This window comes from Okeania sp. SIO2B3, from assembly GCF_010672525.1.
Classification (GTDB): domain Bacteria; phylum Cyanobacteriota; class Cyanobacteriia; order Cyanobacteriales; family Microcoleaceae; genus Okeania.
In genome coordinates this window covers 50304-74610 of sequence record NZ_JAAHGH010000019.1, presented here as the reverse complement: position 1 = coordinate 74610, position 24307 = coordinate 50304, and the positions used below count along the sequence as shown (strand labels likewise).

At 36.2% G+C, this 24307-nt stretch carries 16 protein-coding genes and 1 pseudogene; 7 read left to right on the top strand and 10 right to left on the bottom strand.

What is annotated here, in order from left to right:
• Window positions 1-23: 23 nt before the first annotated feature.
• Both F6K15_RS16570 and F6K15_RS16565 read right to left on the bottom strand, forming a co-directional pair.
• Window positions 24-1856 (bottom strand): EAL domain-containing protein, encoded by a 1833-nt coding sequence (locus tag F6K15_RS16570; protein WP_293062538.1) that lies wholly within the window; start codon window positions 1854-1856, stop codon window positions 24-26.
• Between the two features lie 926 nt (window positions 1857-2782).
• Window positions 2783-3319, bottom strand: a pseudogene (locus F6K15_RS16565) (transposase); the annotation flags it as partial.
• A 225-nt stretch (window positions 3320-3544) separates the two neighbouring features.
• Between F6K15_RS16565 and F6K15_RS16560 the strand changes: the two are divergent.
• Window positions 3545-4399 (top strand): hypothetical protein, encoded by an 855-nt coding sequence (locus F6K15_RS16560; protein WP_293062537.1) that lies wholly within the window; start codon window positions 3545-3547, stop codon window positions 4397-4399.
• A 24-nt stretch (window positions 4400-4423) separates the two neighbouring features.
• On the opposite strand, the gene F6K15_RS16555 is transcribed toward F6K15_RS16560, so the two are convergent.
• Both F6K15_RS16555 and queG read right to left on the bottom strand, forming a co-directional pair.
• Window positions 4424-5068: an HAD-IA family hydrolase gene (locus tag F6K15_RS16555; RefSeq protein WP_293062535.1), complete on the bottom strand. Its 645-nt coding sequence runs from the start codon at window positions 5066-5068 to the stop codon at window positions 4424-4426.
• A 503-nt stretch (window positions 5069-5571) separates the two neighbouring features.
• Window positions 5572-6495, bottom strand: a complete 924-nt coding sequence (gene queG / locus F6K15_RS16550) for a tRNA epoxyqueuosine(34) reductase QueG (RefSeq protein ID WP_293062533.1) — start codon at window positions 6493-6495, stop codon at window positions 5572-5574.
• A gap of 260 nt (window positions 6496-6755) precedes the next feature.
• On the opposite strand from queG, the gene F6K15_RS16545 reads away from it, so the two are divergent.
• Window positions 6756-7256 (top strand): orange carotenoid protein N-terminal domain-containing protein, encoded by a 501-nt coding sequence (locus F6K15_RS16545; RefSeq protein ID WP_293062531.1) that lies wholly within the window; start codon window positions 6756-6758, stop codon window positions 7254-7256.
• Window positions 7257-7595: 339 nt separating this feature from the next.
• Window positions 7596-7730 carry a hypothetical protein gene (locus tag F6K15_RS16540; RefSeq protein ID WP_293062530.1) on the top strand — a complete coding sequence of 45 codons (135 nt, stop codon included), beginning with the start codon at window positions 7596-7598 and terminating at the stop codon, window positions 7728-7730.
• A 374-nt stretch (window positions 7731-8104) separates the two neighbouring features.
• Here the strand turns inward: F6K15_RS16540 and F6K15_RS16535 are convergent, their stop codons facing one another.
• The 4 genes from F6K15_RS16535 to rsmH all read right to left on the bottom strand — a co-directional run bounded on the left by F6K15_RS16535 (window position 8105) and on the right by rsmH (window position 12521).
• Window positions 8105-8539, bottom strand: coding sequence for a hypothetical protein (locus tag F6K15_RS16535; protein WP_293062528.1), 435 nt, complete (start codon window positions 8537-8539; stop codon window positions 8105-8107).
• A 726-nt stretch (window positions 8540-9265) separates the two neighbouring features.
• Window positions 9266-9691: an anti-sigma regulatory factor gene (locus F6K15_RS16530; RefSeq protein WP_293062526.1), complete on the bottom strand. Its 426-nt coding sequence runs from the start codon at window positions 9689-9691 to the stop codon at window positions 9266-9268.
• Window positions 9692-9695: 4 nt separating this feature from the next.
• Entirely contained in the window at window positions 9696-11360 is a 1665-nt protein-coding gene (locus tag F6K15_RS16525; RefSeq protein ID WP_293062574.1) for a SpoIIE family protein phosphatase, read from the bottom strand.
• A gap of 309 nt (window positions 11361-11669) precedes the next feature.
• Window positions 11670-12521 (bottom strand): 16S rRNA (cytosine(1402)-N(4))-methyltransferase RsmH, encoded by an 852-nt coding sequence (rsmH, locus tag F6K15_RS16520; RefSeq protein ID WP_293062524.1) that lies wholly within the window; start codon window positions 12519-12521, stop codon window positions 11670-11672.
• 1010 nt (window positions 12522-13531) lie between these two features.
• Between rsmH and F6K15_RS16510 the strand changes: the two genes are divergently transcribed.
• The 4 genes from F6K15_RS16510 to F6K15_RS16495 all read left to right on the top strand — a co-directional run bounded on the left by F6K15_RS16510 (window position 13532) and on the right by F6K15_RS16495 (window position 18903).
• Complete coding sequence (locus F6K15_RS16510) at window positions 13532-14509, top strand: transposase (RefSeq protein WP_293062523.1); 978 nt, start codon at window positions 13532-13534, stop codon at window positions 14507-14509.
• Window positions 14510-14842: 333 nt separating this feature from the next.
• Complete coding sequence (locus F6K15_RS16505) at window positions 14843-16027, top strand: NAD(P)H-quinone oxidoreductase subunit H (protein WP_293062521.1); 1185 nt, start codon at window positions 14843-14845, stop codon at window positions 16025-16027.
• Between the two features lie 675 nt (window positions 16028-16702).
• A complete protein-coding gene (gene mddA, locus F6K15_RS16500; protein ID WP_293062519.1) occupies window positions 16703-17458 on the top strand; it encodes a methanethiol S-methyltransferase in 756 nt (251 codons plus the stop codon).
• A 251-nt stretch (window positions 17459-17709) separates the two neighbouring features.
• Window positions 17710-18903, top strand: coding sequence for a class I SAM-dependent methyltransferase (locus tag F6K15_RS16495; RefSeq protein WP_293062517.1), 1194 nt, complete (start codon window positions 17710-17712; stop codon window positions 18901-18903).
• A 142-nt stretch (window positions 18904-19045) separates the two neighbouring features.
• On the opposite strand, the gene F6K15_RS16490 is transcribed toward F6K15_RS16495, so the two are convergent.
• Both F6K15_RS16490 and F6K15_RS16485 read right to left on the bottom strand, forming a co-directional pair.
• On the bottom strand, window positions 19046-19597 hold the full coding sequence (locus tag F6K15_RS16490; RefSeq protein WP_293062515.1) for a serine protease: 552 nt from the start codon (window positions 19595-19597) through the stop codon (window positions 19046-19048).
• 703 nt (window positions 19598-20300) lie between these two features.
• Window positions 20301-24307, bottom strand: a 4007-nt coding sequence (locus F6K15_RS16485; RefSeq protein WP_293062503.1) for an amino acid adenylation domain-containing protein, incomplete at its 5' end; no start/stop codon positions are given.

The window sequence follows — 24307 nt, the reverse complement described above, 5'->3', positions numbered from 1 at the left end:
TAATAACTAATAGATATATTATTTCATTTCCCTTTTCCATGTATCCAATCATTAATCATTTGAGGACAACTAGCTAAAGACTCTGCTAAGGATGCAAACTCTACCAAAGGTAACGGACGATGAAATACATAACCTTGAAGTTCATCGCACTGATTTTTAACTAAAAAAGCCAATTCTTCTTCGGTCTCAACTCCTTCAGCAATAACTCGCATATTTAGTTTGTGAGCCATCGAAATAATTGCTGATATAATAACTTGGTTAGTAGGATTACTATGAATTTTACTAATAAAATTTTGATTGATTTTTATACTATCAATGGGGAATTTTTGCAGATAACTTAAGGAAGAATAACCTGTACCAAAATCATCTATAGAAATTTGAATACCTAAACTTTTTAAACCATGTAAACATCGTACAGCCTTTGTTTCATTTGTAATCAAAACACTTTCATTAAAATCTAACTCGAGATAATTAGGAGCTAGACCGCTATTTAAGAGAACTTTAACTAATCTTTGACGTAAATCTAATTGATTTAACTGGCAAGCAGATATATTGACTCCTACTCGTATTTTTCCTAACCCAATATCCTGCAAAGCTTTAACATTTTCACAAGCAGTCTTCAACACAAATTCACCTATTGGTTCAATTAATCCTGTTTCTTCTGCTAGGGGTAAAAATTGTTGTGGTAATATTATAGAACCATCAGATTTTTGCCAGCGCAGTAGAGCTTCAGCACCTACAATTTTTCCTGTTTTTAAATTAATTATTGGTTGGTAGTAAATCTTAAATTGTTTACTTGATAGTGCCGAATGTAAATCATTCTCTAACTGCAAAGTATTGCTGTTTTGATCTTTACCTATTTCATTATCAAAATAATATTTATTATTGCCCTGTTTTCTGGCATATTCCATGGTCTTTCTGGCTTTTAAAAGTAATTGCCCCAGTTGTTCTCCATCAATAGGATAAAGAGCAATTCCAGCATTAGCACTCATCAAAAATTTTTGTTGTTTTAATACATAAGGTTCGACAAATTGCTGTAGGATATTTTGAATTATACCTGTAATTTTTATCTTCTGATGAAGTGATTCTAAGATAATCACTAATTCATCTGTATTTAAGCGAGCTATAACGCTGTTTTTACCAATAAATTTATTGAGCCTTTCAACTATATTTGTCATCAATAAATCACTCCAATCATGTCCTAAATCATCAATGCGCTTGAAGCGATTTATACCTAAACAAATTACAGGAAGAGTTGGTATAAAATTTTGTTCTTTTCCAGAATATTGTGTTTTTGAATTTGTGATGTTATTAATAATTTTATCAAATTTCTCTGATAATAACAGCCGATTACTTAAAATATTTGAATTTTCTCGATCGCTTAACTTATTAAGTTGATTTTTTACCGTTTCAATTTGCTGAATGTACCGTGACTCTACAGCTTGTTCACTTTGATATTTCTGAAGGGCAATCTCAATTGTAGTTTTTAATGATTGAGGTTTAAATGGCTTAACTAGATATCCATAAGGTTCGGTTAACTTTGCCCGTCCTAATGTATTATCATCTGCATAAGCAGTCATATAAACAACAGGTATTTTTAATTGAGAGCGAATATATCCAGCAGCTTCAATGCCATCCATATCCCCTTGAAGCATGATATCCATTAGTACTAAATTAGGATGTTTTTTTGTTGCAGTTTGAATAGCTTCTTCACCAGAGTCTACAATTCCAATTACTTCATATCCTAATTTACGAAGATTTCTTGCAATATTTTCCGCAACAATAAGTTCATCTTCAATAACTAAAATTTTTGTGGTAGAGATGGGATCTTTAACAGAATTTTGAGTAATATCCATCGCATTTTACCTGCATAAGTTGGATAATTTGATTGTACATACTATTATACTAATTATCAAAAATCATGTTCTAAAAAGGAGTTTTAAAAATTATACCTAATAGGAGATGATTAGATCCTAAAAATTATCTATATATATCATTTTTTTCTTTATTTACTCTTTACTTTTCCTTCTTTCTTATCTTTAATATGGCATTATTTTATTAAATTTATATTATACTACTAATCTAAATTCTGCACAACGAAGTATAGTACATGAAGCTTTGAAAGAATAGTAAGCTCAAATCCGGTAGCATTGGCATAATTCAATATTTAGTAATAAAAGTCAATATTGTAGGGGTAAACGGCCGTTTGCCCATACTAATGTCAAGAATTATATTACTCAGAAGCCAACTGATTTGATATATTGTCCGCGCCCTAATTGCGTAGTGCTACACATATAGTAAACAAAAACTATAATACTATAGTATATAGAACCCATTTGAGAGCTATTTAAAAAGAGATTGGTAGATAGGGAAGTGGCGAGTATTTTTCAATCTTTTTCCTATATTCCTTCCCTCCATATTCCTTTTCTGACTCGGTCTTCCTAATGGTACTTAGACATTTTCTGGGATAAAAAATGCCTAAAAGTCAGTCTATACAAGGGAATTATGTCGATACCTTAAAAATGGCTAAAATCCTTAATTACCAAAGATTTATGCCTTTTTGACGTAAAAACCTGTACCTGTCTATGTTTGAGTCTATTTTCTACTTCTGTTTTGTGTAATATCATGTCCGGATCATAGCGTGATAGAACTCCGTTCCGCTTACGCGACCAAAAAACCTTTTCCCTTCTAACCTTTTCTTTCCTCTCTTGGTCAGCATTCCCTTGCGACTATCGTCGTCGCGGGGTCTGACCGCTTCTGCCTCCTGCCTTTTGCCTTACCTCTAATCTGAGAGTAATTCATGTTTGACTTGATAAATAGTTTTTCCTATTTTCACTGCTAATATTTTTAATAAATTCCAGACTAACATAGCACAGGCTATGTGATTTTTTTGAATATCGCGCTCGACGACATTGACAAAATTCGCTTGCCTTTAACTGCTTAATCTCTCTGTGAAATTCTTCAATTTTCCATCTAGTTTGAGATTCAAATTCTACAGCATAAGAGCGAAGATTGACTTAAGTCATTAGTGACAATATATTCTGTTCTGTTGGTAGAAACATTAGCCCGTATGGAACTTAACTTTTTGACCTCAAAGGAATTCCTTTGACTTTAATTATTTTACCTGATATTTTTTCTGAGGAGTTCCAACTTAATTCTCCTATGTTTTTATATTTTTCACTCGCGACCAGTATCATCTACGCGCGCGATTTATTTTTAAGGGACAGTAATAAGTTTTTTTCAAATTATCTATCAATCCCATTAACCTTTGTGTTCCATACCAACTATCCATTAATACAGTCTTAAATGGTAATTTTTTGTATCCACTCAATATGATGGGGTAGGCAATTATGATAGCTGCCAAGACCAAGAATCGCGATCGATAATATCGGCCCAATCACAAAAAAGAATAAAGTATAAAGAATAATCACAGGAGAATAAAGTTGGTGATAAAATATGAAATATGAGACAAAAAAATGATAGCCAAAAATTAGTATAGCAAGTCCTGCAAACAATTAACCCTACAGAAATTGCAGAAAAATCCTTGTCTCAAACAGTAGAGGTATTACTGAACCTGATAGAGCAATTACAGACACAACTCCAAGAGTTACAAGAAGAAAACCAACGTTTAAAAGACGAAAACAACCGTCTGAAGGGAGAACAACAACAGCCCAAAATCAAAGCCAAAAAACCAAGAGAATTTTCTCACAACTACTCATCAGAAAAAGAACGAAAGCTACCTCAAAACCATTCTAAAGTCCATAAAAAATCTCAGCTCAAAATAGATAGAGAAGAAATATTAGAGTATCCGATGGAATTACTGCCCATTGATGCACAGTTTAAAGGTTACGAAGAAGTAATTATTCAAGATATTACCTTGGGAACTGATAACGTATTATTCCGGAAACAAAAATACTACTCACCTTCAGCGGGAAAAACTTATTTGGCAGAATTACCACCAGGTTATGAAGGAGAATTTGGTCCTGGAATCAAAAGCTTAATCATAAGTTTGTACTATGGGGGGAATATGACCCAAGGCAAACTGTTAGAGTTTTTAGAGGATATGGGCATTTCCATTTCAGCAGGGCATTTGTCCAATCTGTTAATCAAAAACCAGTCTTTTTTTGAGACAGAAAAAAGCGAAATTTATGAAGCAGGACTATTGAGCAGTCCCTGGCAGCACTTTGACCAAACAGCAGCCCGTGTGGGAGGAGTCAACTATACGACGAATGTAGTGTGTAACCCTCTTTATACAGTCTACTTTACTACTGCTAACAAAGATAGATTAAGTGTACTTCAAGGTTTACTTAACGGACAAGAACTAGAATTTATTATCAACCCCCTGACCTTCTTGCTGTTGGAGACCTTACATATACCAGATAAGTGGGTTGACTCCTAAGTAATGCACGATTAATATCATACACTAATTCAGCAACGCCGAAAAGTTATTAATTACTTCCACTAATTCTTGCGGTCGATCGACTAAAGCATCTGGCTGATAATCGGATAATACTTCTCTAGAATTAAATCCCCAAGTCACTGCTATTACTTTAACTTTAGCTTTTTTGGAAGCACTAATATCTCTAACCTCATCTCCAATATAAACAATCTCTTCTGGTTGAATATTCTCCGTTTTTAGATATTGTTTAATAACCTTATCTTTGCCAAAAAGTGTTGGGGCTGAAATTATAAAATCAAAGATTAATAAATCATATTTTTGCAAGACAAACTCTACATTTTTCTGACTATTAGAAGTAATTATTCCCAGTTGATAACCTTGCTGTTTCAGTGCAAATAAAATTTCTTTAATACCAGAAAACAACCTGACATTGTTAATTTTTTTTTGAAATTCTGCTCTAATTCTTCTCAATAAAAAAGGTAATTTAAAAATAGATATTCCTGACTGAGTAATCACTTGTAGAGGGCTTAATTTTTCTATTTCTGGAATTTCTTCCTTCTTCGCTTGTTTATATCCAAATTCAACTGATAAATCATTTGTAATTGCAAAAATCAGATCGAAAGTATCTGCTAATGTACCATCAAAATCAAAAATAACTATTTTTATCATTATTATATAACAATTACTAATTGCTTTCTGATTCTATCATTAAAAAGCGTTTCAGTACGGAATGCTGCGCAAACAGCAGTTCAGCAGTTCAGCGGTCAGCTTTGCGAGAAGGGGATGCGCCACCCCTCCTAAAATTAAACGACTTGCTCGCGTGTCGGGGATGTTTTACTCAAGCTTTTCCGTTTCGGAATACTTCTGCAAACAGATACCATTATCTATGCACAAATTTTTAGTCTGATAGCTAGTTATATCATGTCCGGTTGAACAGTTATAGAACCCATTTGAGAGCTATATAATTATGGTAGTAAAGTCTTTTCGTGCATCAATTTTGAGGAAAAATCATCAGCAAGGAGTGTTGAATTTTTTGTATTATTTCTCCCCACATCTTCCCTGTTCCCTGTTCGCTGTTCCCTCCTGTCTTCCCCTCCTGGGAGGGACCCGCGGGTGGGTTGACTCCTAAGTAATGCGCGATTAATATCATACACGCGCTTCAGCAACGCCCATTAAAGATTAGCACGAGCATTTCGTCGCAGCATTTCTGGCTTAATACGTCGTAGCGCAGAAGCTGGAAACTTATTATCCCAATCTTGTTCAGATATTTCTGCTAGTTCTGTTAACTTAGGAGTGACATTACCAGGATAAGGTTGAAAATCATCAATATTTGTCTTTTGAGCAAATCGTTCATTCCAAGGACAAACATCCTGACAAATATCACAACCTGCGACCCACCCTTTTAAATTTGATTTAATATGTTCGGGTAGTTCAGCATTTCTATTTTCTATAGTATGATAAGCAATACAAAGATTTGCATCAACAACAAAAGGCTCTACGATCGCATTAGTCGGACAAGCTTCCAGACAACGAGTGCAACTACCACAATGTTGAGTGTGAGGGCGATCGCTTGTCAACTCTAGGTTAGTTAGCACTTCCCCCAAAAATACCCATGAACCATATTCTCTAGTAATTAGATTACCATTTTTTGCTACCCAACCTAAACCTGCTTGTTGTGCCAATGGCTTTTCTGGCACTGGACCTGTATCTGCATAATACCTGGTTAAAATTTCCTTTTCTTGCTCTTGCAACCAGTTAGTCAGAGCTTTTAACTTTTGGTGCATGACTTTATGATAATCCCTACCCCACCCATAGCGAGAAATTTTACCTATTTCAGAATTTTCAGAATGTTGATGTGGCGTGTAATAGTTGAGAGCAACACAAATAATAGATTCGACCTCTGGCATAACTAGCTTCAAATTTTGACGTTTGGGGTTAGCCATCCATCTTAAGTCTGCTTGATAACCTTTGTTCAACCATGCCTGCAATCTTTCAGTGTCTGAACTTAAATCATTTATTGAAGCTATCCCTACCTTGTGAAATCCTACTTCTAAGGCTTTCTGTTTGATTTGACTCATGCTAAGTGCAGATTTCATTGATACTAGCTAGATTTGTAAAATTTGTATTAATTTTTAATATTTTAAATACCTTAATTGGTAACATATATTGACAAAACTGTATAATAATTTAGAATAAAAGCACTATTAATTTTAAATTATACTTTGTTTTGAAACTTGTCAATTTTATTTGCATCTATTAACAAAAAGTTACATAATGCCAAGCAAGAAGGCAGAGATTTACAAGGCCATTTTATTTGAGGTTGGCGAACATAAATATAAATCTCTAAATTGCAGACATGACATATACTGCTGAATCTACAATGAAAATTTTTATCTGTAGTAACCCTAGGACTGTTGTTGAAACTACAGCTCAGTTTAATGCTCTCAGTATTGATGAGCAACTGGCATTACTCTGGAACATCTACACCAAAATTAGACGCTCTGTTACACCTGCAACTTCCGGTGCAGCACGCCTACAGTTGGCTGAAGGTCTGCTGAATGAAATTAAATATATGTTTCACGAAGAACAATTAGGAGCCATTCGTGACTTAGCTGCTAGCAAAAATAACCCTATTTCTCGTGCTTATGGTATACTAAGTGCCAATACTAAGCTAGCTTTCTGGTATCAACTAACGGAGTCCATTGAAGAAGGCGATATAGTTCCAATGCCTACTTTTCATCAGCTCTCGGTTTCTGGCTCTCAAGTATTGACCTCTATAGAAGTATTAGATTTTGGTCAACAAATTACTGTATTACGCAATGTTGTAGCGAATATGGGTGTAGATCCTTTAGCTTAATTTTTTAGTAACATTCCCGAAACCGAATCTAATACCAAATCTCAACAAGTTTGCTATATATCTTTAGTAATGGGGAGTAGGGGAGTAGGGGAGATGGTAATCAAACCGTAAAACCCTCTGATATTGGGCAGTACAAAACAAAGAATTACTGGTATTGAAAAGCAAGTAGTTACTCGCTACTTTATCTAATACCAAGAAACTTTTAATCACGATAATTTTGAAAGTACAGCAGTCGCCATTACTGTATTTGACTTATGAAATAGCTGCAACAATAATCAAACTTCTTCTTTCTTCCTTCTGCGTTTGCAGCAAGTCTATTTACTGCTAATAGCTCACTTAATGATCCTTTTCAAGATCCTATTATTTAGTAGGAGTGCGATCGCTTCCTCTCTTCAGGAAGAAGCTAAAGTTATACCCACTTATCCTCAAGTAGGAGTGAACCAAGAGCTTGATGAAAGCGAAGTAGAAGTTTAAGTCAGGGAAACTAAACTTCTTGATTTTAGGTGAATTTCACTGGGGAAATTTATTTTGAACCGTCAGTAGGAGTAAATAATTGCTCTTAGTTTCAAGCTGTTAGCTTCTCCACAAAAGTTGTTAAAAAGCATTCAGCTTAAATCTATACAGGACTTACACAAATTGACCTTTAAAGCACCATCTGTAGAGTCCCTGCGTAAGTCCTGTTATACTGAAACGGAGAGAAATGCAATTTAAGAGGCGTTGAAATCCCTTTGAAATTATTCGGCACTTATAAACCGGGGATTTCAACCCAAACTGATACCTGAAAGCTCTTAGCCCAGAGCTAGTTAAATTTGCGTCCTCAAACTAGATTTCATGTTAGATGATTCATTTCAAGCTGTAGTGGATACTTGCAATGAACGAGCTAACATTTGTTGTCCTAGTTCTATATGACTAGAAGCACACTTCCAGTCTGGATGACTTGTCATTAATAAACTTTCTAAAGTTTCTTTGTCAAATAGATGCCATACTAGCGATTTATTAAAATAGCATTCGACTGCATAGCAGTTTTGACTAATACAGTAAATATAACAAGTTTCGGAAGCTCTCTCAATTTTTATATGTGCCCCTGGTTCTAGATCACGAAATTGAAATATATTTTGTTTAAATTCATCTGTAGAAGACACTGTAAAACCAGGAATTACAGCCGTTAGTGTTTTTTCTCCATTAATATGAATCCAATAATTACGAGTGGGATCGATTCTTTCTAGCCAAGGAGATTCGTCATCTAGACGATAACGAGGAGCTAAAGGAAAAAACATATTCATATAACAAACCTAATATATATATTTTAATTGTATCTAAATAAACCTTATTTTTATCTTGCGGTAGAGTATAGTTAGATGCAACCAAACTTAACAAAACTTATCAGATTTATCATATAAATATAATAGTTATCGCCATCTGTTTTCAGTTGTGTAATACCATGTTCGGATGATTAGTTATAAAAGACCTCTTCACTTCACACTTTGCTCTCTTCCTTCTGCCTTCTACCTTCTCTGTGCCAAAGTATAAGTGTTTAACCGAACATGATATAATACAAATTTCATCAAATATTGCTACTATCCTGGAACAGGAAACAGGGAATAGGGAAAATACTTAAGGATCAACCTATGAAATAAACAGGAAAAAAGTAAATAAATATTGATAATATATCTTAATTTTATACTAGGTACTTTGACTTATCTCCACAAATTAATCTTGATCAAAGAAAAAGCCTGACAACTTTTATCTATTTAGTTGCATTATTTTAGGTTGCAATTCCGATAAATCTAACCCAGAAAAAGTAGTTAATCTTAACTTCCATCAGCAATATTTTAATCAAAATTAAAATGTAATATTAATGAAGCAACTGCTTTATGGTACTTTTTTATCTTTTCAGTGGCGAGTTTAATACCCCACCGTCAACGGGGATGCTGAAAATTGTTTGGGGTGATAAGACACGAAGTGGCCGATCGTTGACTATCCATAAGCAATTAGACCTTCTGCCTTCTTCAAGGTACTTTTTCTGGTATATTTGCTTGTAATTTTAGGCAGTTTCTACCATCTATCTGTAATGTATAATCTACACGATCCATTAATCTATTCATAATCAACCATCCATAACCACTTTCTTGTTTAGCTTCTGGTGTTGGTGGGTTATACTCTCCTATACTATAACCTTGACCATAGTCCCAGATTTCTAAAGCAATACCACCGTCTTTGGCTTCTAAGCGTATTAATACTGGTAAGTTTGGTTGGTCTTTATGAGCATGACGAATCACATTGGAGTAAGCTTCTGCCAGGACCAAGCGTAAACGGTTGGATTGACGAGGCCAATCAATATGTTCTCCTAGCTCTACTTCTAAACTGCTCAATAACCAATGTTCGACAATAGTCAAAAAGCGTAAGTCGCTTGGCACCTGAAGCTCGGTTTTCATAAATTCACAGAACCTCCAGAGATAGTATAGTTTGGTCATCTTCTTGAACTTGATTATTAGCTCGGATATAAGCTAATAAGCTATTTAGGTCTATTTGGCTTTTGTGCTGTTTTAAAAGTTGCCATAAACCTTCTTGTTGCAGCATTACACGAGTTTGTTCCTCACTATCAGTAGCCTCTTGAACTACTGTAGCTTCAGTGATGCCATCACTGGTCAGTAGGAAAACATCTCCTGAATTTAAGTTTATAGTACCTGCTTTTCCTTTCCATATTGGCAATATTCCCAGGGGAATACCACGTTCCTTGAGGAAATTTGGTTTTACCTCATCAGAATCCTGATTTTTTACAGTTAGCAGGGCAGTTTGAGACCAAACCAAGGGATATATATGGCCAGCATTAGCATAAGCCAATAATCCTGTTTCTGGTGTATAACGGGCTAAAACCATTGTAATGAAGCAATTGTTACTAATCAGGTCGTCACAGAGACCAATATTAAGATTTTGCATGATTTCGTAAGGGTCTGGGGGATTTTCTTGAGAAAGTTCTCGTCGCATCACAGATATAGCACTTGCCATGAATAAAGCAGCGGGTACTCCCTTACCAGAAACATCTCCCAGTGCCAACCAGATGTCACCTTGAGAATGGGTATAAACTTCAAAGAAATCTCCTCCTACTTCTCTGGCAGGATAGCAGCAAGCTTGTATCCTTAATTTTTCAAATTCTGGCCAACTTTGAGGTAATAGGTTGCTCTGTATCTGACGAGCTACCTCTAGCTCATTACGCATTTGTTCTGCAAGTTCTCTGGTGCGTTGATAGAGTTTGGCCTGAGATAATGCTAATGCTCCTTGCTCCAGGACACTTTCTATCAATTCTATATCTTCTGAAGACCAGAATTTACTGCTGTTTTGTTGATAAAGAGCTAAAACTGCTAGTAACTCTTGTTGATAAATCAGGGGGATTATTAATTTACAAATGCTTTTATCTGAACTTTCTTCTAATTGGGTTTGACGATTTGTTACTACTTCCAAAAATTTTTCTGGAGCGAAAGGGAAGTTATTTTGGGTAATTTCAGGGTTTTGATAAGAAAAAGATTCAGACATTAAGCGATCGCCTTCTACTGGCCATAACTTGCCTTCTGTTGCGTCAAAAGTCTGTCCCACTGTTTGAATGATTGTCGATAACATACTAGAGTAATCCAATGATTCTCTAATAGCACTCATTACTTCATTTAACATAGACTCTCGTCGCAAAGCACGAGTTAGAGCATTGGTACGTTGCGTGACAATTTTGTAGGTTTCTGAAGCTTGTTGTACTACAGCTTTGAGTTCTTCAGGATTCCAAGGTTTTGTAATATACTTAAATACTTTTCCTGAGTTAATTGCTTCTACTAAGTCTTCTACATCTGTATAGCCTGTCAGTAGAATCCTAACTGTATTTGGATATTTTTCTAATGTTCTGCCTAAAAACTCTGTACCATTCATTTCTGGCATTCTTTGGTCAGAGATAATAAGTGCCATTTCTCCTTCATCTTCCAAGACTTTCATGGCACTGAAGGCACTATCTGCTTTATATACTTTAAAGTCTCGCCGAAACGTCCTGTACAACAAATCTAGGTTGTCTGGTTCGTCATCGACTACCATCAATTTTAATTTCCCCTCTCCCCGACTCATGCTATGCCTTACTCCCAGACAATTTTTCAAATTTTATACTCTCCGGTTGGCCTTGAGAGTTTCCTAATTTATTAATCTATATATTTAATATTTAGGATAAATAGCCTTGAGTTAAATTTTATGAATTTGGGTTTCATTTCTTCTCTGGCCATAAACTTCCAAGAAAAACTCATTTTGAGTATATTTTATACTTAGTTCTAGATATAGATTATTCCAACAAATGTCTCATTTACTAAATATTATTCAATAATAAATTTAATTATAATTCAGTTTGTTTTTGCTAATTATTTATGTATTTTTATACTTAGATTAACCAATTTTTTCTGCCAATCTAAGTTTAGCAGAACGTGCCCGTGGATTTAATGTTATTTCATTATCTTGGGCTTGGATGGGCTTTTTTGTCAATACTTGCAAAACAGATGAACTTCTTAAACTATGTTTAACTAAACGATCCTCTAAACTATGAAAACTAATAATTCCGATTCTACCTCCTGGTTTGAGCCAGTTAGGAGCATTCTCTAGAAAAGTTTCTAGGGCAGTAAGTTCTTGATTTACTTGTATTCTTAAAGCCTGAAAAACACGAGTCGCTGGGTGTATCCTACCATAACGGTATTTGCGAGGTACACAGTGGGCGATCGCTTCTGCCAATTCGGTTGTTGTTTCAAAAGGACGATGTTCTACTATTTTTCTAGCAATACGTCGTGACAAACGTTCTTCTCCATAGGTATAAAAAATATTTGCTAATTTGGCTTCTTCCCAAGAATTAACTATTTCGGCTGCGGTCAGAGATTGTTGTTGGTTCATCCGCATATCCAATTTAGCTTGATGCCGGAAACTGAAACCTCGTTCTGGGGTATCTAATTGTACAGAGCTTACACCCAAGTCTGCTATTATACCATCAAATTCAAGATTTTTTGGCTCATAATCAGCAAAATTTCCATGCCAATATTGAATATTGGAGTTTTCAGAGGCCAACAAAGTTTGACAATAGGCGATCGCTTGTTCATCTTGGTCAATCGCTACTACTTTAACATCTGAGGCCGTAGCTAAAATTGACTTGGTATGGCCACCAAATCCTACTGTTGCATCTAAGTAAAGACCTCCTGGAGATATTGTCAAACCTTGGATTAATTCGGCACTGAGAACAGGTATATGGTTCATCAAGTCTGAAGTTTACAATAAAAATTGACTAATTAGTTTGTAAATTACGCATTTTTGATTTAAAACACTACTTATAGTGTGGCACTATAGTTTTGATCTAGTATATATAGTGTCTCAGGGTAAGTAAAATTATATCTGGTTCAAGTAACTGACTATCCCTATCAGAGAATATTGAAAGAGTTCGAGCCGCTATAATTTTTAATTTAGCGGTGAGATGAATTTCAACCAGCTAATTAATTGAGCGGTAGCGAATCAATATAGCATTAGTTATAATACAATACAGTTTAGTTAAAGATTTTTTTTGGCACTTTTGTAACCTCAAAAGCTTATCTAATGGTTTCATGCCTTATGAGTTTTGGTCTTATCTGTTTGCGCAGCATAACCTAGGAAACCGTATTGAATTATAATATAGATAGTTATTAACTTTTTATTTTTCATCTTTGATTACCTTAATGATTACTTGAATTTACCAATACAAACTTAAGCTAAACAAACAACAAGAAACCGAAATAAACCAGATTCTTGATGTTTTTCATTAATGGATAATTGATAATTACCTCGGGTTTTAACCGTTACGGAATTGAATATCAGGAGATATTATTTCTTCTCTTGGTCGATGGTCGGACAGCTCCGAGACCTCGCCATCCCTCGACCGTTTTTTTTCTCCTTAAAAGGGGAGGCTTCAAGGCGCGAATTATTTAATAATTAATAATTAATAATTAATAATTCGGTAAAAGTTTGTATAATTATGCTTTAAGAGAGCGTAAAGATTGGTTAAGTTCTAGAAAATCACAAATTAATAGTTGCTCAATCCTAACTGAATATATTATCTCTGCTGATACTCCTTATCCTAATTACCGAATAATTAAGGTTTAAAGCCTCTCCTTTAAAGGAGAAACAATGAATTAATTTTCCTTTTATTCAATCCTATCCGTTTTAGGGAGAGGTAATTATCAATTATCCATTATCAATTATCAATTATTGAAAATTATCAAGCTAAAAGCCTAACAATGGCTAAGAAAACTAATCCTAGATTAAGGTTAGTTTCGGCTAAGAGCCGACATGAAAATGTTCAGGTTTTGCAACAAACTTTAAAGACTTTAGAACGAGCATTTTATGAGATGAAGTCTCTTGGTAAAGGCTTCCCTAGATTTAAGAAAAGGATGAGGAGTTTTGTCTTTCCTGCAATGCTGAAAAATTGTTTAAGCAATAGCAGAGTTAAACTACCTCAATTGGGCTGGGTTAAGATTAAACAAAGTAGACCATACCCAAATAATTTCCAAGCTAAACAAGCTAGGATAATCAAAAAAGCTACTGGTTATTATTTGATGATTAATTTTACTTCATCAGAGTCAGTACCAGAAAATATCGTAGGCAATAAGTCATTAGGTATTGATGCAGGAATAGAAAGTTTTGTCGCTACTTCCACTGGCAAATTAATCAAATCTCCTAAATTTTTGCTCTTGTCAACTACGGTAGGGGCGGATGGCCATTTGCCCCTACAATTACTGCAAAGAAGACTTAAGAAGAAAAAAATAGGTTCAAATAATTGGTTAAAACTTCAGAAAAAAATAGCTATATTACATGAAAAGATAGCTAACAATAGACAAGATTGGCATTTCAAACTAGCTCATCAACTTTGCGACTGGGCAGATAATATTTTTGTTGAAGATATTAACTTCAAATCTTGGTCTAGAGGTATTGTTAGAAAACAGTCTTTAGATTCTGGTATCGGTCAATTTATTAATGAAATATTACCTTATATATGCTGGAAAAGAGGTAAGTATTACGCCAAAGTTGACAAAAATTATACTTCCCAAGAATGTCCTAAATGCGGGCAGATAGAAAAGAAAAAACTTTCTGTTTGCGTAGCATTCCGCAGGAATAGAAAGCATAATTGCAGCCATTGTAATTATCAAGAAAATCGCGATGTAGCTGCTGCACCCACCCCCATCCCCTCCCGGGAGGGGAGCAAGAGGGGTGGGTGAAGATTGATAGCGGTAGGGCATACCGTTAAAGAAAAGCGCACCGCCTGCGAGTCAACGGTTTCCGAGGGCGTAAAGACGGAGCAAGAAAGCTTGGGTCAATTGTCTCTCAGGGGTACAACTCAAATTGTTTGATTTGTTATCTAGTTAAGAGTTCTTGTTCCCGTAGCGTTGCGCCAGCAAAGCAAAAATCACCCATTATAATCTTTTATAATCTTTGATTTAATATGTAACAAAACATAAATACAGGCAATAATAATAACATTTAGCCTAAACCCGTTTATGGTCTAAAAATTAGGCTGAAATAAAAACAGGTCACTATGGAGAAGAGTCAACATGAGCAAAATTGAAACTAGAACCGAACCCATGGTTATCAACATGGGACCCCACCATCCCTCAATGCACGGGGTATTGCGGTTAATTGTCACCTTAGATGGAGAAGATGTAGTTGACTGTGAACCTGTGATTGGCTATTTACACAGGGGCATGGAAAAGATTGCCGAAAACCGCACTAATACAATGTTTGTCCCTTATGTGAGTCGTTGGGATTATGCTGCGGGAATGTTTAACGAGGCCGTAACGGTCAATGCTCCGGAACAATTGGCCGATATTGAAGTCCCCAAAAGGGCTAGCTATATCCGGGTAATTATGCTGGAACTAAACCGGATTGCTAATCACCTTTTGTGGCTTGGCCCATTCTTGGCTGATGTTGGTGCCCAAACTCCTTTCTTCTACATTTTCCGGGAACGGGAAATGATTTATGACTTGTGGGAAGCTGCTACAGGTTATCGGATGGTGAATAATAACTACTTCCGTATTGGTGGGGTAGCTGCCGACTTACCTTACGGTTGGGTAGATAAGTGCGAAGACTTTTGCGATTATTTTTTGCCAAAGGTTGATGAGTATGAACGTTTAATTACTAATAATCCTATTTTCCGTCGTCGGATTACGGGATTAGGTGTGATTAGTAGGGAAGAGGCGATTAATTGGGGGCTTTCTGGTCCAATGTTGCGTGCTTCAGGTGTGAAATGGGACTTACGGAAGGTTGACCACTATGAATGTTACGACGATTTTGACTGGGATGTTCATTGGGAAACTGATGGAGATTGTTTGGCCCGATATTTTGTGCGTATTCGGGAAATGCGGGAGTCTGTTAAGATTATTCGTCAAGCGATCGAGGGACTTCCTGGGGGACCTTACGAAAATCTCGAAGCAAAACGGATGGCTGGAGGGCCTAAGTCTGAGTGGAATGGTTTTGATTATCAATTTTTAGGTAAGAAAATAGCTCCGACTTTTAAGATTCCTGAAGGCGAACATTATGTCCGGATTGAAAGTGGTAAGGGAGAGATTGGGATTTATATTATTGGTGATAATAGTCCTTTCCCTTGGCGTTTTAAAATTCGGGCTGCTGATTTTGTGAATTTGCAGGTTTTTCCTCATATTTTGCAAGGTGCAAAGGTGGCTGATATTGTGGCTATTTTGGGTAGTATTGACATTATTATGGGGTCTGTAGATCGATAAGTAAAGTCTAGAAGTCATGCATCGAGTGTGTAATTCTGAAGTCTCCTACAAGGGGTACAAGGGGTATAAAGTGTGGAAGTAATTCCGCACACCGCCTCTCCAGGATGTAAGACACACTCAAGACAGGCAAAAGTTAAAAGTAAGAAAATTGTATGAGAAGCCAAAAGTCAGAAAGATTTATTGATTTTCTGCTTTTGGTTTTTTTAAAGAAGGAAAATGATGATTTTTCTCTGCTATTGGTTATGTGAGTATCTCTTCTATATATATTCAGTAGCGAAGTGCTGTTGTGAGGTTGAATAAAAAATCATGTACAAGGGCATATTACACCCAATAATTACATAGTATCATGATTTTTTTCGGGATGCAAGGGGAAAAGCCTTACTGATTTTTTTGAGCTTCATAAAATGCAGATTAATCATCCGTGTATCCGTAAACAAATCCTGGTCTGGCTGATGGGGTGAAAAATTTTCCGCTCATTAGTTCTTTGTCTTGAGAGCTTCACAGAATGAAGATTTGTCTCTGCTTTGGTTTCAATGATATGTAGGCTACTCCTAACTGACTCAGCCCTCCTGACTCCTTGAGACAGTCATGCGTATTTGTTGTAAAAATTTTAGTACTTCATATAATTATAGAATTATCAACATAAACTTTTTCTGGAGGTTTTATAATAGAAAAATGAAGAGAATACTTGCATTTATCTATGGAATATTTTGTTATCTAATATCATTAATAACTTTGACCTACAGCGTTGGTTTTATCGGGAATTTAATAGTTCCAAAAACCCTTGATTCATCTTCAGATGGAACTCTAATTAACGGGATATTAATTGATGTTTCATTAATTGCTTTGTTCGGCATTCAGCATAGTCTAATGGCTCGTCAAAATTTCAAGAAATGGTGGACAAAAATAATTCCACATCCGATTGAACGTAGCACTTATACATTGATGGCAAGTCTGGCATTATTATTGTTATTTTGGCAATGGCATTCTCTCGGTGGAATTATTTGGAATATACAAACTCCGATAGTTTCTAATATTATTTATGGAATTTTTGCTTTGGGGTGGTTAATTGTATTAATCAGCACTTTTATGATTAACCATTTTGATTTATTTGGATTACGACAAGTATATTTATATTTGCGCGGTCAGGAATATGAATATTTAGGATTTAGAACTCCAGGGTTTTACAAATATGTTCGTCATCCGATTATGTTGGGTTTTGTTATTGTTTTTTGGGCAACTCCAACTATGACATTTTCTCATTTGATTTTTGCCTTGGGTACAACAATTTATACGTTAGTGGGAATTAAATTAGAAGAGGTAGACATGATTTCTATTTATGGAGATTTATATCAGGAATATCGGCAAAAAGTTTCTATGTTAATTCCTATCCCCAGGATAAAATTAACTGAGGAGAAGGCTCAGGAATAATTTTGAAGAAGGAAGAAGGAGGAAGAAAGAAGGAAGAAGGGAAAGATAATATAGCGTATTTCATATTAGTAAGGTACATTAAGGGTATTTCATATTAGTAAGGCACATCAGTCTTATAAGGTATGGAACCATTAGAGCAGCTCTTGAGGTTATGGAACTGGCAAAAAAAATCCTTAACTGAATTGTATTTTACTATAAACTTATCTTACTTCTTCCTTCTTCCTTCTTACTTCTTACTTCTTCCTGAAATTATGAATCAACCACAAATAACTATCAACAACAGTAACGAAAATTTGTGCAAAATTATCCGTCAAAGCATTTCTGAATCTCCAAAAAAACGGATTACCTTTGCCCAATATATGGATTTAGTTTTGTACCATTCCCAATATGGTTATTATGCAAGTCATCCTGTGAATATTGGCAAACAAGGAGATTTTTTAACATCTTCTCATTGGAGTGCAGATTTTGGAGAATTATTGGCAGAACAATTTGTGCAAATGTGGGATATTCTCAATCGACCCAATAACTTCACTCTGGTAGAAATGGGTGCTGGTCAGGGAATTTTAGCAGAGCAAGTTTTAGGATATTTAAAACAAAAATATTTAGATTTTTTCCAAACAATAGAATATGTGATTATTGAAAAGTCTGAAGTTTTAAAAGAAGAGCAAAAACAAAGGTTATACTCATATAAAGTCAGGTGGTGTAATTGGGATGAAATTTCTCATAGTTCAATTATGGGGTGTTTATTTTCTAATGAATTAGTGGATGCTTTTCCAGTACATAAAATTATCATAGAAGATCGGGAAATTCGAGAAGTTTATGTAAGCTCTGACTCAGATGGAAAATTTATAGAAATAAGTGGTGAAACTTCTACTCCTAGAATTGCTGAATATTTTAATTTAGTGGGTATAGATTTACTTGCATTTCCAGATGTAGAAGGTTATCAAACTGAAGTTAATTTACAAGCTTTGGATTGGATAAATACTGTTGCGTCTAAGCTACAAAAGGGATATTTGTTAACTATTGATTATGGTTATCAAGCAGCACGTTATTATAATCCCACTCGCAGACAAGGAACTCTACAATGTTATTCTCAACATCATCGAAATAATGACTTATATTGGAATATTGGGCAACAAGATATTACGGCTCATGTGGATTTTACTGCATTGGAAAAACAGGGAATTTTGTCAGGATTGGAAAATCTAGGTTTTACTCAACAGGCTTTATTTTTAATGGCGTTAGGTTTAGGAGATAGATTAAATGAATTATCAAATAATCAAGGATTTTCTATTCAGGAAGTTTTGCGGCGTAGGGAAGTATTACATTCATTAATAGACCCAATGGGGTTGGGAAATTTTGGAGTTTTAGTACAGAGTAAGGGTTTAAGTGAGGAGGAAAAAAAGGAGATTTTGAAAGGTTTAAGTATACCTGCGATGGGATAGATTTAAGCTGGTAGTTCTACACAGTAATGTTTTAATAGTAAATCTTGAATTATGTAAATATCATTAAATATCATTGATTTTTTTGAGAGTAGAAATGATCTAAATTTTCACCCTTACTATTACTATGCAAAACTACCCTAAGTTAAATATTTTCAAGAGGTATTTCCGGCCAAATCTTTCTTAAAGCTTCTATAGATATTGCTGCTCCTTGCTCTCCATCTTTTTCTATATTAGTAGCGACACCTAAAACTAAACCTGTTTCTGAGTCAACAACGAGTGCACCACTGTAACCTCGTCGTAGTCGTTCTTTTTGTATTTGTAATTTCCAAACAGTGGCTTTTTCTGTAGATTGAACTACCATGGTTTTTTGAGAAGTTTCTATCATTCCTTCGACCGTCTGACGCAACATTTTTTTTTCTTCACCATAAAGATAATTACCGCAGATTTTAATGTTTAAATTTTTTTCTGTTTGTGAAGATAAAATAGTTAATTTTAATAAGGGAATATGGTCAATCTCTGCTACTCGCAAAACTGCTAAATCAAAGTTTCTAATATCTCCTATTGCTACAATTTCTGCGGGAATATTATTTACTAATACATTATTTTCACCCCCCATATCTTCAACAACATGAGCGCAGGTAAGTAGATAAGTAAAATTTTGTTCTCGATGAAAAGCAAATCCAGTGCCAATCAAAGTTGCTTTTTTATCATAAGAACTTGTAATTAAAACAATAGATTCTTCAAAAGGTATTTTTTCTCGCCATTGTTTAATCCTACTTTTGCCTGATTCAGTTACATCTTTGGTTTTAGTTAACCGTTCAGTAAATTCGAGAGTTATTTTCAGTATTTCATAACCACTAAAACCTGAAAATTTTTCTGATAAAATATCTATTAATTCCTTCTTTTGTTCCTCAGAAATAATGTTATTAGATGGAGGTTGCTTGACAGGAAAATACTTTGGGAAGATAGTTTCGTAAAAATCTTTTAACTAAGGACGAAAACCCATTTTACAAGTGATTCTAGATTTAACAACTCTTGAAAAAGTTGGCAAGGAGCGTTGAGATCGATGATTTAGATTGGTATGATTGAGCAGAAATTGCCTTAGTTTTGCTCAGAACTCAGATTTTACTCCTTTGCCTGATCAAAAAATTAAAGTTACTAAATCCTTGGTTTGATGAACAGGGTTTGGAACTTTGTCTTGTCAGGTGCAAGATGTGAGTATAGTTTTCAGCTACCTTGTCACCCCGTGAGACCTCTTGGTAATTTGTCAAAAAAATTAGATGCGTTAGCCCTGGTCTAAACTCCAGTAGATAACGGGTTCGGAGTAAGATAGACATTTGTCTATCTTACCATATACTGTCATCTCCCCCGATTTTTTTCACTCTCCAGCTTGCTTGTCACCCCGTGAGGATTTTTGCTTGTGCTTGCTCAATGCAGGCTATCAACTTGGGAGCGAAAACCTGAACGTGAGGTTCAGCTATCATTGAGACGTGGTCACCTGGAACCTGATAAATATCTACCGGTCCAGCAGAAAAACCGCTCCATCCAAAATCCTCAGTACTCATACTTTCAGGACGAGGAGATTCAAATAGCTCTTTACCTAAAATATTGACAAGTTTTGAGCTGCTAACTGGCCCCAATTCACTGCGAAACAGAGTAATTTGAGTAGGGTAAATTTCCTTTGGAAAATAAGAACACAGGAAATGGGTCTTAATAACTCGGATATAACCACGAAGTTGTTTAATCCCAGTTCCGGGAGGGAAAACATTAATTTGTTGCAATTTCTCGTAGACGTAATTCAATTGCTCATCGGGAGTGAGTCCTTCAATTGCTTCATAGTATACCTCTAGCTCCTTCCCAAATATGATGCCTAGAGTTTCGGTAATTGCAATTAGCCATATAGCATCGTTCCAAGCAATATCCAGACTTGCTAGCTTATTTTCAGGTTCCGGTGCAGTACTATCTAGAATAGCTAGTAGAGCCACTTTTTGCCCCTGTTTTTGTAACTGTTGAGCCATTTCAAAAGCGACCTTAGCACCGAAAGAATGACCACCCAACAGATAAGGACCTTGAGGTTGAATTGATTGTATTTCTTTGATATTGTAGGCAGCCATGTCTTCAACTCGCGTGTAAGGTGCTGATTCTCCATCAAGACCAACGGCTTGCAAACCATAAAATGGTTGGTCTGAACCTAAATAGCGAGCCAAGTAAGAAAAGTACATGACGTTGCCACCCGCTCCAGGTACACAGAAGAAAGGTCGTTTAGAACCATTAGGTTGAATGGGTACAAGAGGAGACCAAGAAAAAGAATCTGTTGACTGACGGAGAATATTTGCGAGTTGTTCTATTGTCTGAGCTTGGAATAGGATTGCTAGGGGTATATTTTTACCAAAATGTTTCTCAACCTGAGACATCAAACGGACAGCGATGAGGGAATGACCGCCAAGTTCAAAGAAGTTGTCTTGAACCCCTATAGGATGAACATTCAGAACTTCTGACCAGATTTTTGCTAGTTGACTTTCTATAGTATCACGAGGTAGAACAAATTCTCCTTCTAATCTTGCTTCTGGTGTTGGCAAAGCCTTACGGTCTACCTTACCATTAGGAGTAAGTGGTAGTTGTGACAAAACCACATATCCAGAAGGAATCATATACTCTGGCAACCGCTCCAACAAATACTGTTTCCACTGCGGTATCAGTTGTTTGGCACTTTCAGAAACCAAGGGATTATTGCAATAACGATACCAATTTCCCTCTGGCAACAATTTTTGAGTTAGAGGTGTTAACACGATCGCCTCTGCTGCCAAGGTACTCTTCACCAAAACTGCATCCATAAATCCTTGTCCCTTCACAGACCAACACAATTCTAGAGAATACCCTAAAGACTCACTCAGTTGATATAGTTGTTCTAGATCGATGCCATTGACTGATTCCAACTGCAACTTTTGTCTTAACTGCTGCACATTCAGTTTTACGGAAACCTGTGATAGCCAATCTACCGCAGCTATATCAGTTGCCACTCGATCATTAGCTAAACCACTAAAACAAATAGCTTCTGGTTGATTTTGCCCTAGATATGCTTCTATATCTGGAACCGACATACCAGTTCCATTCTCTACAGGTGCTCTGATCACAGATTCTGGCTTTGCTTCTATATGTAACAGCACATGATAGCGATATTTATTCAGCTCATTGTTTTCCCTTCCCCTCTGTAAACGTATCTGTACATGAGTTATTTCTGGATATTTGTCTTTGAGACCGACAAACAACTCCGGTGATACTAACAACTCCTTCTCCTGTAGCATCACTTTATCTATCCGTTGCCTTAGTTGTTTGACTGATAGGGAAGGGGTCGCCTTGTGCAGTTGCACCGAGGCATGAAATGCCTTCATTAATGGGAAACTGCGGATATCTCCTAAGAAAATCACCCCTCCTGGTTTGACGATCCTGATACTATTTTCTATTATTTGCAATAAATATTCCACACTCGGAAAATACTGCACAATAGAACTCAACAACACCACATCGAAACTATCATCAACTATCTCAGTCATACTTTCTGCTGCTTTCTGTGCCAAGGTGACATGAGCGTATTTGTCCGGTTGCTGTTCTATTTGTTTTCTGATGTAGTCCAGTGAAGCATTTGAAATATCTGTACCATAATAGCTTTGTGTGTGTGGTGCGATTTGAAATAGTAGCATTCCTGTACCACAACCAATTTCACAGACAGTTTGTGGTTTTTGGGCTAACACTTGAGTAATGATGTCCCCTGACCAGTCTCGCATTTGTGTTTCTGGTATTGGTTCGTTATCATAACTACTGCGCCAACCAGAAATATTGAACAGTGGGTCTGTGATTGCATTTGCCTCTAAATCAATTTGTTGGTTGAATATCTCTTGCCAACTACTGAGTTGAGTTTCTAACAGTTCTGAGTTATCACTACTAAGATTTTCCACCTCCGGCACAATATAAGCAAATAAACGTTGCTCACCTACTTCCTCTTCCCTGGCTATCACCACAGTTTCCTTCACTGTGGGATTTTGACGCATAACCGTTTCAATTTCCCCAATCTCAATCCTAAAACCCCTAATTTTCACCTGATGGTCCAGCCTACCCAGATATTCTATCTGACCATCACACAAATACCGAGCACTATCTCCTGTTTTATAGACCTTAGCATCAGGCGACTCACTAAATGGATGAGCAATAAATTTTTCCTCAGTTAATTGTGGTTGATTTAAGTAACCTCGTGCCAACCCAACTCCGGCCAGATACAACTCTCCTGCCACACCCACAGGTACAGGTTGCTTTTTATCATCTAAAATATAAGTTTGAGTATTAGCAATAGGGCGACCAATAGTAGGTGAGACACCTAAAGCCATCAGAGCAAAAGTAGAATAAGTTGTATCCTCACTTGGTCCATAGAGATTGTACACAGCCTTTATCGTAGACTGTTGATACAAAGCATCCACCAATTGCTGATCTAAGGGTTCCCCAGCTAAATTAACTGTAGCTACACCAGATGGAATACCATTACTTCTGATTAATTCCCTCGCTGCAGAAGGCACAGTATTAATCAACCTCACCTGTTCTGCCGCCGGCATACTCGGCAAATACAAAGCGTTCTCGGCCAAGATTACCTTTCCACCACAACTTAAAGGCACAAACAACTCAAACACAGACAGGTCAAAACAAATGGAAGTTGAAGCTAACACTCCTGATAATTGTTCATGGTCGAATACTGTTTGAGTCCAAGACACCAGACACACTGGACTACGATGTTCAATCGCTACACCTTTTGGTCTGCCTGTAGAACCCGATGTAAACAACACATAAGCCAAGTTCTGGGGTTTAACATCACTCACTGGATTAGTTGATGGGTTAGCAGTGACTTCCAAATGTTTATCTATCAATATTACAGATGTTTCAGTTGCTGGTAACTGAGACTGAGACTGAGAATCAGTTAATAGCAGATGTAACTGAGCCTGTTCTTTGATTTGACTCAACCGTGAACGAGGATAGTTGGGGTCTAATGGCACATAAGCACCACCTGCCTTGAGAATTGCTAATAACCCTACCACCATTTCTACTGAACGCTGAACACATATACCCACTAGCACTTCTGGAGCTACTCCCAACCTTTGTAGCTCATGTGCCAGTTGATTAGCTTTGCTATTCAACTGAGAATATGTCAATTCTTGTTCTTCAAACACCAATGCTACTGCTTCTGGAGTTTTCTCTACCTGAGCTGCAAATAACTCATGGATACATTTATTTGTAGGGTAATCTATCTGAGTCTTGTTCCAACCCACTAACAACTGTTGCCGTTCTGTTGCACTCAATATTGGTAATAGATTAATTGGTTGCTCTGGAGTTTCTACTGCTGCTGATAATATGTTTTCAT

Bases quoted from the DNA above. Each gene is read 5' to 3' on its own strand.
- F6K15_RS16570 (WP_293062538.1), bottom strand. From the start codon at position 1,856: ATGGATATTACTCAAAATTCTGTTAAAGATCCCATCTCTACCACAAAA.
- F6K15_RS16555 (WP_293062535.1), bottom strand. From the start codon at position 5,068: ATGATAAAAATAGTTATTTTTGATTTTGATGGTACATTAGCAGATACT.
- queG (WP_293062533.1), bottom strand. From the start codon at position 6,495: ATGAAATCTGCACTTAGCATGAGTCAAATCAAACAGAAAGCCTTAGAA.
- F6K15_RS16545 (WP_293062531.1), top strand. From the start codon at position 6,756: ATGACATATACTGCTGAATCTACAATGAAAATTTTTATCTGTAGTAAC.
- F6K15_RS16540 (WP_293062530.1), top strand. From the start codon at position 7,596: ATGATCCTTTTCAAGATCCTATTATTTAGTAGGAGTGCGATCGCTTCC.
- F6K15_RS16535 (WP_293062528.1), bottom strand. From the start codon at position 8,539: ATGAATATGTTTTTTCCTTTAGCTCCTCGTTATCGTCTAGATGACGAA.
- F6K15_RS16530 (WP_293062526.1), bottom strand. From the start codon at position 9,691: ATGAAAACCGAGCTTCAGGTGCCAAGCGACTTACGCTTTTTGACTATT.
- F6K15_RS16525 (WP_293062574.1), bottom strand. From the start codon at position 11,360: ATGAGTCGGGGAGAGGGGAAATTAAAATTGATGGTAGTCGATGACGAA.
- rsmH (WP_293062524.1), bottom strand. From the start codon at position 12,521: ATGAACCATATACCTGTTCTCAGTGCCGAATTAATCCAAGGTTTGACA.
- F6K15_RS16510 (WP_293062523.1), top strand. From the start codon at position 13,532: ATGGCTAAGAAAACTAATCCTAGATTAAGGTTAGTTTCGGCTAAGAGC.
- F6K15_RS16505 (WP_293062521.1), top strand. From the start codon at position 14,843: ATGAGCAAAATTGAAACTAGAACCGAACCCATGGTTATCAACATGGGA.
- mddA (WP_293062519.1), top strand. From the start codon at position 16,703: ATGAAGAGAATACTTGCATTTATCTATGGAATATTTTGTTATCTAATA.
- F6K15_RS16495 (WP_293062517.1), top strand. From the start codon at position 17,710: ATGAATCAACCACAAATAACTATCAACAACAGTAACGAAAATTTGTGC.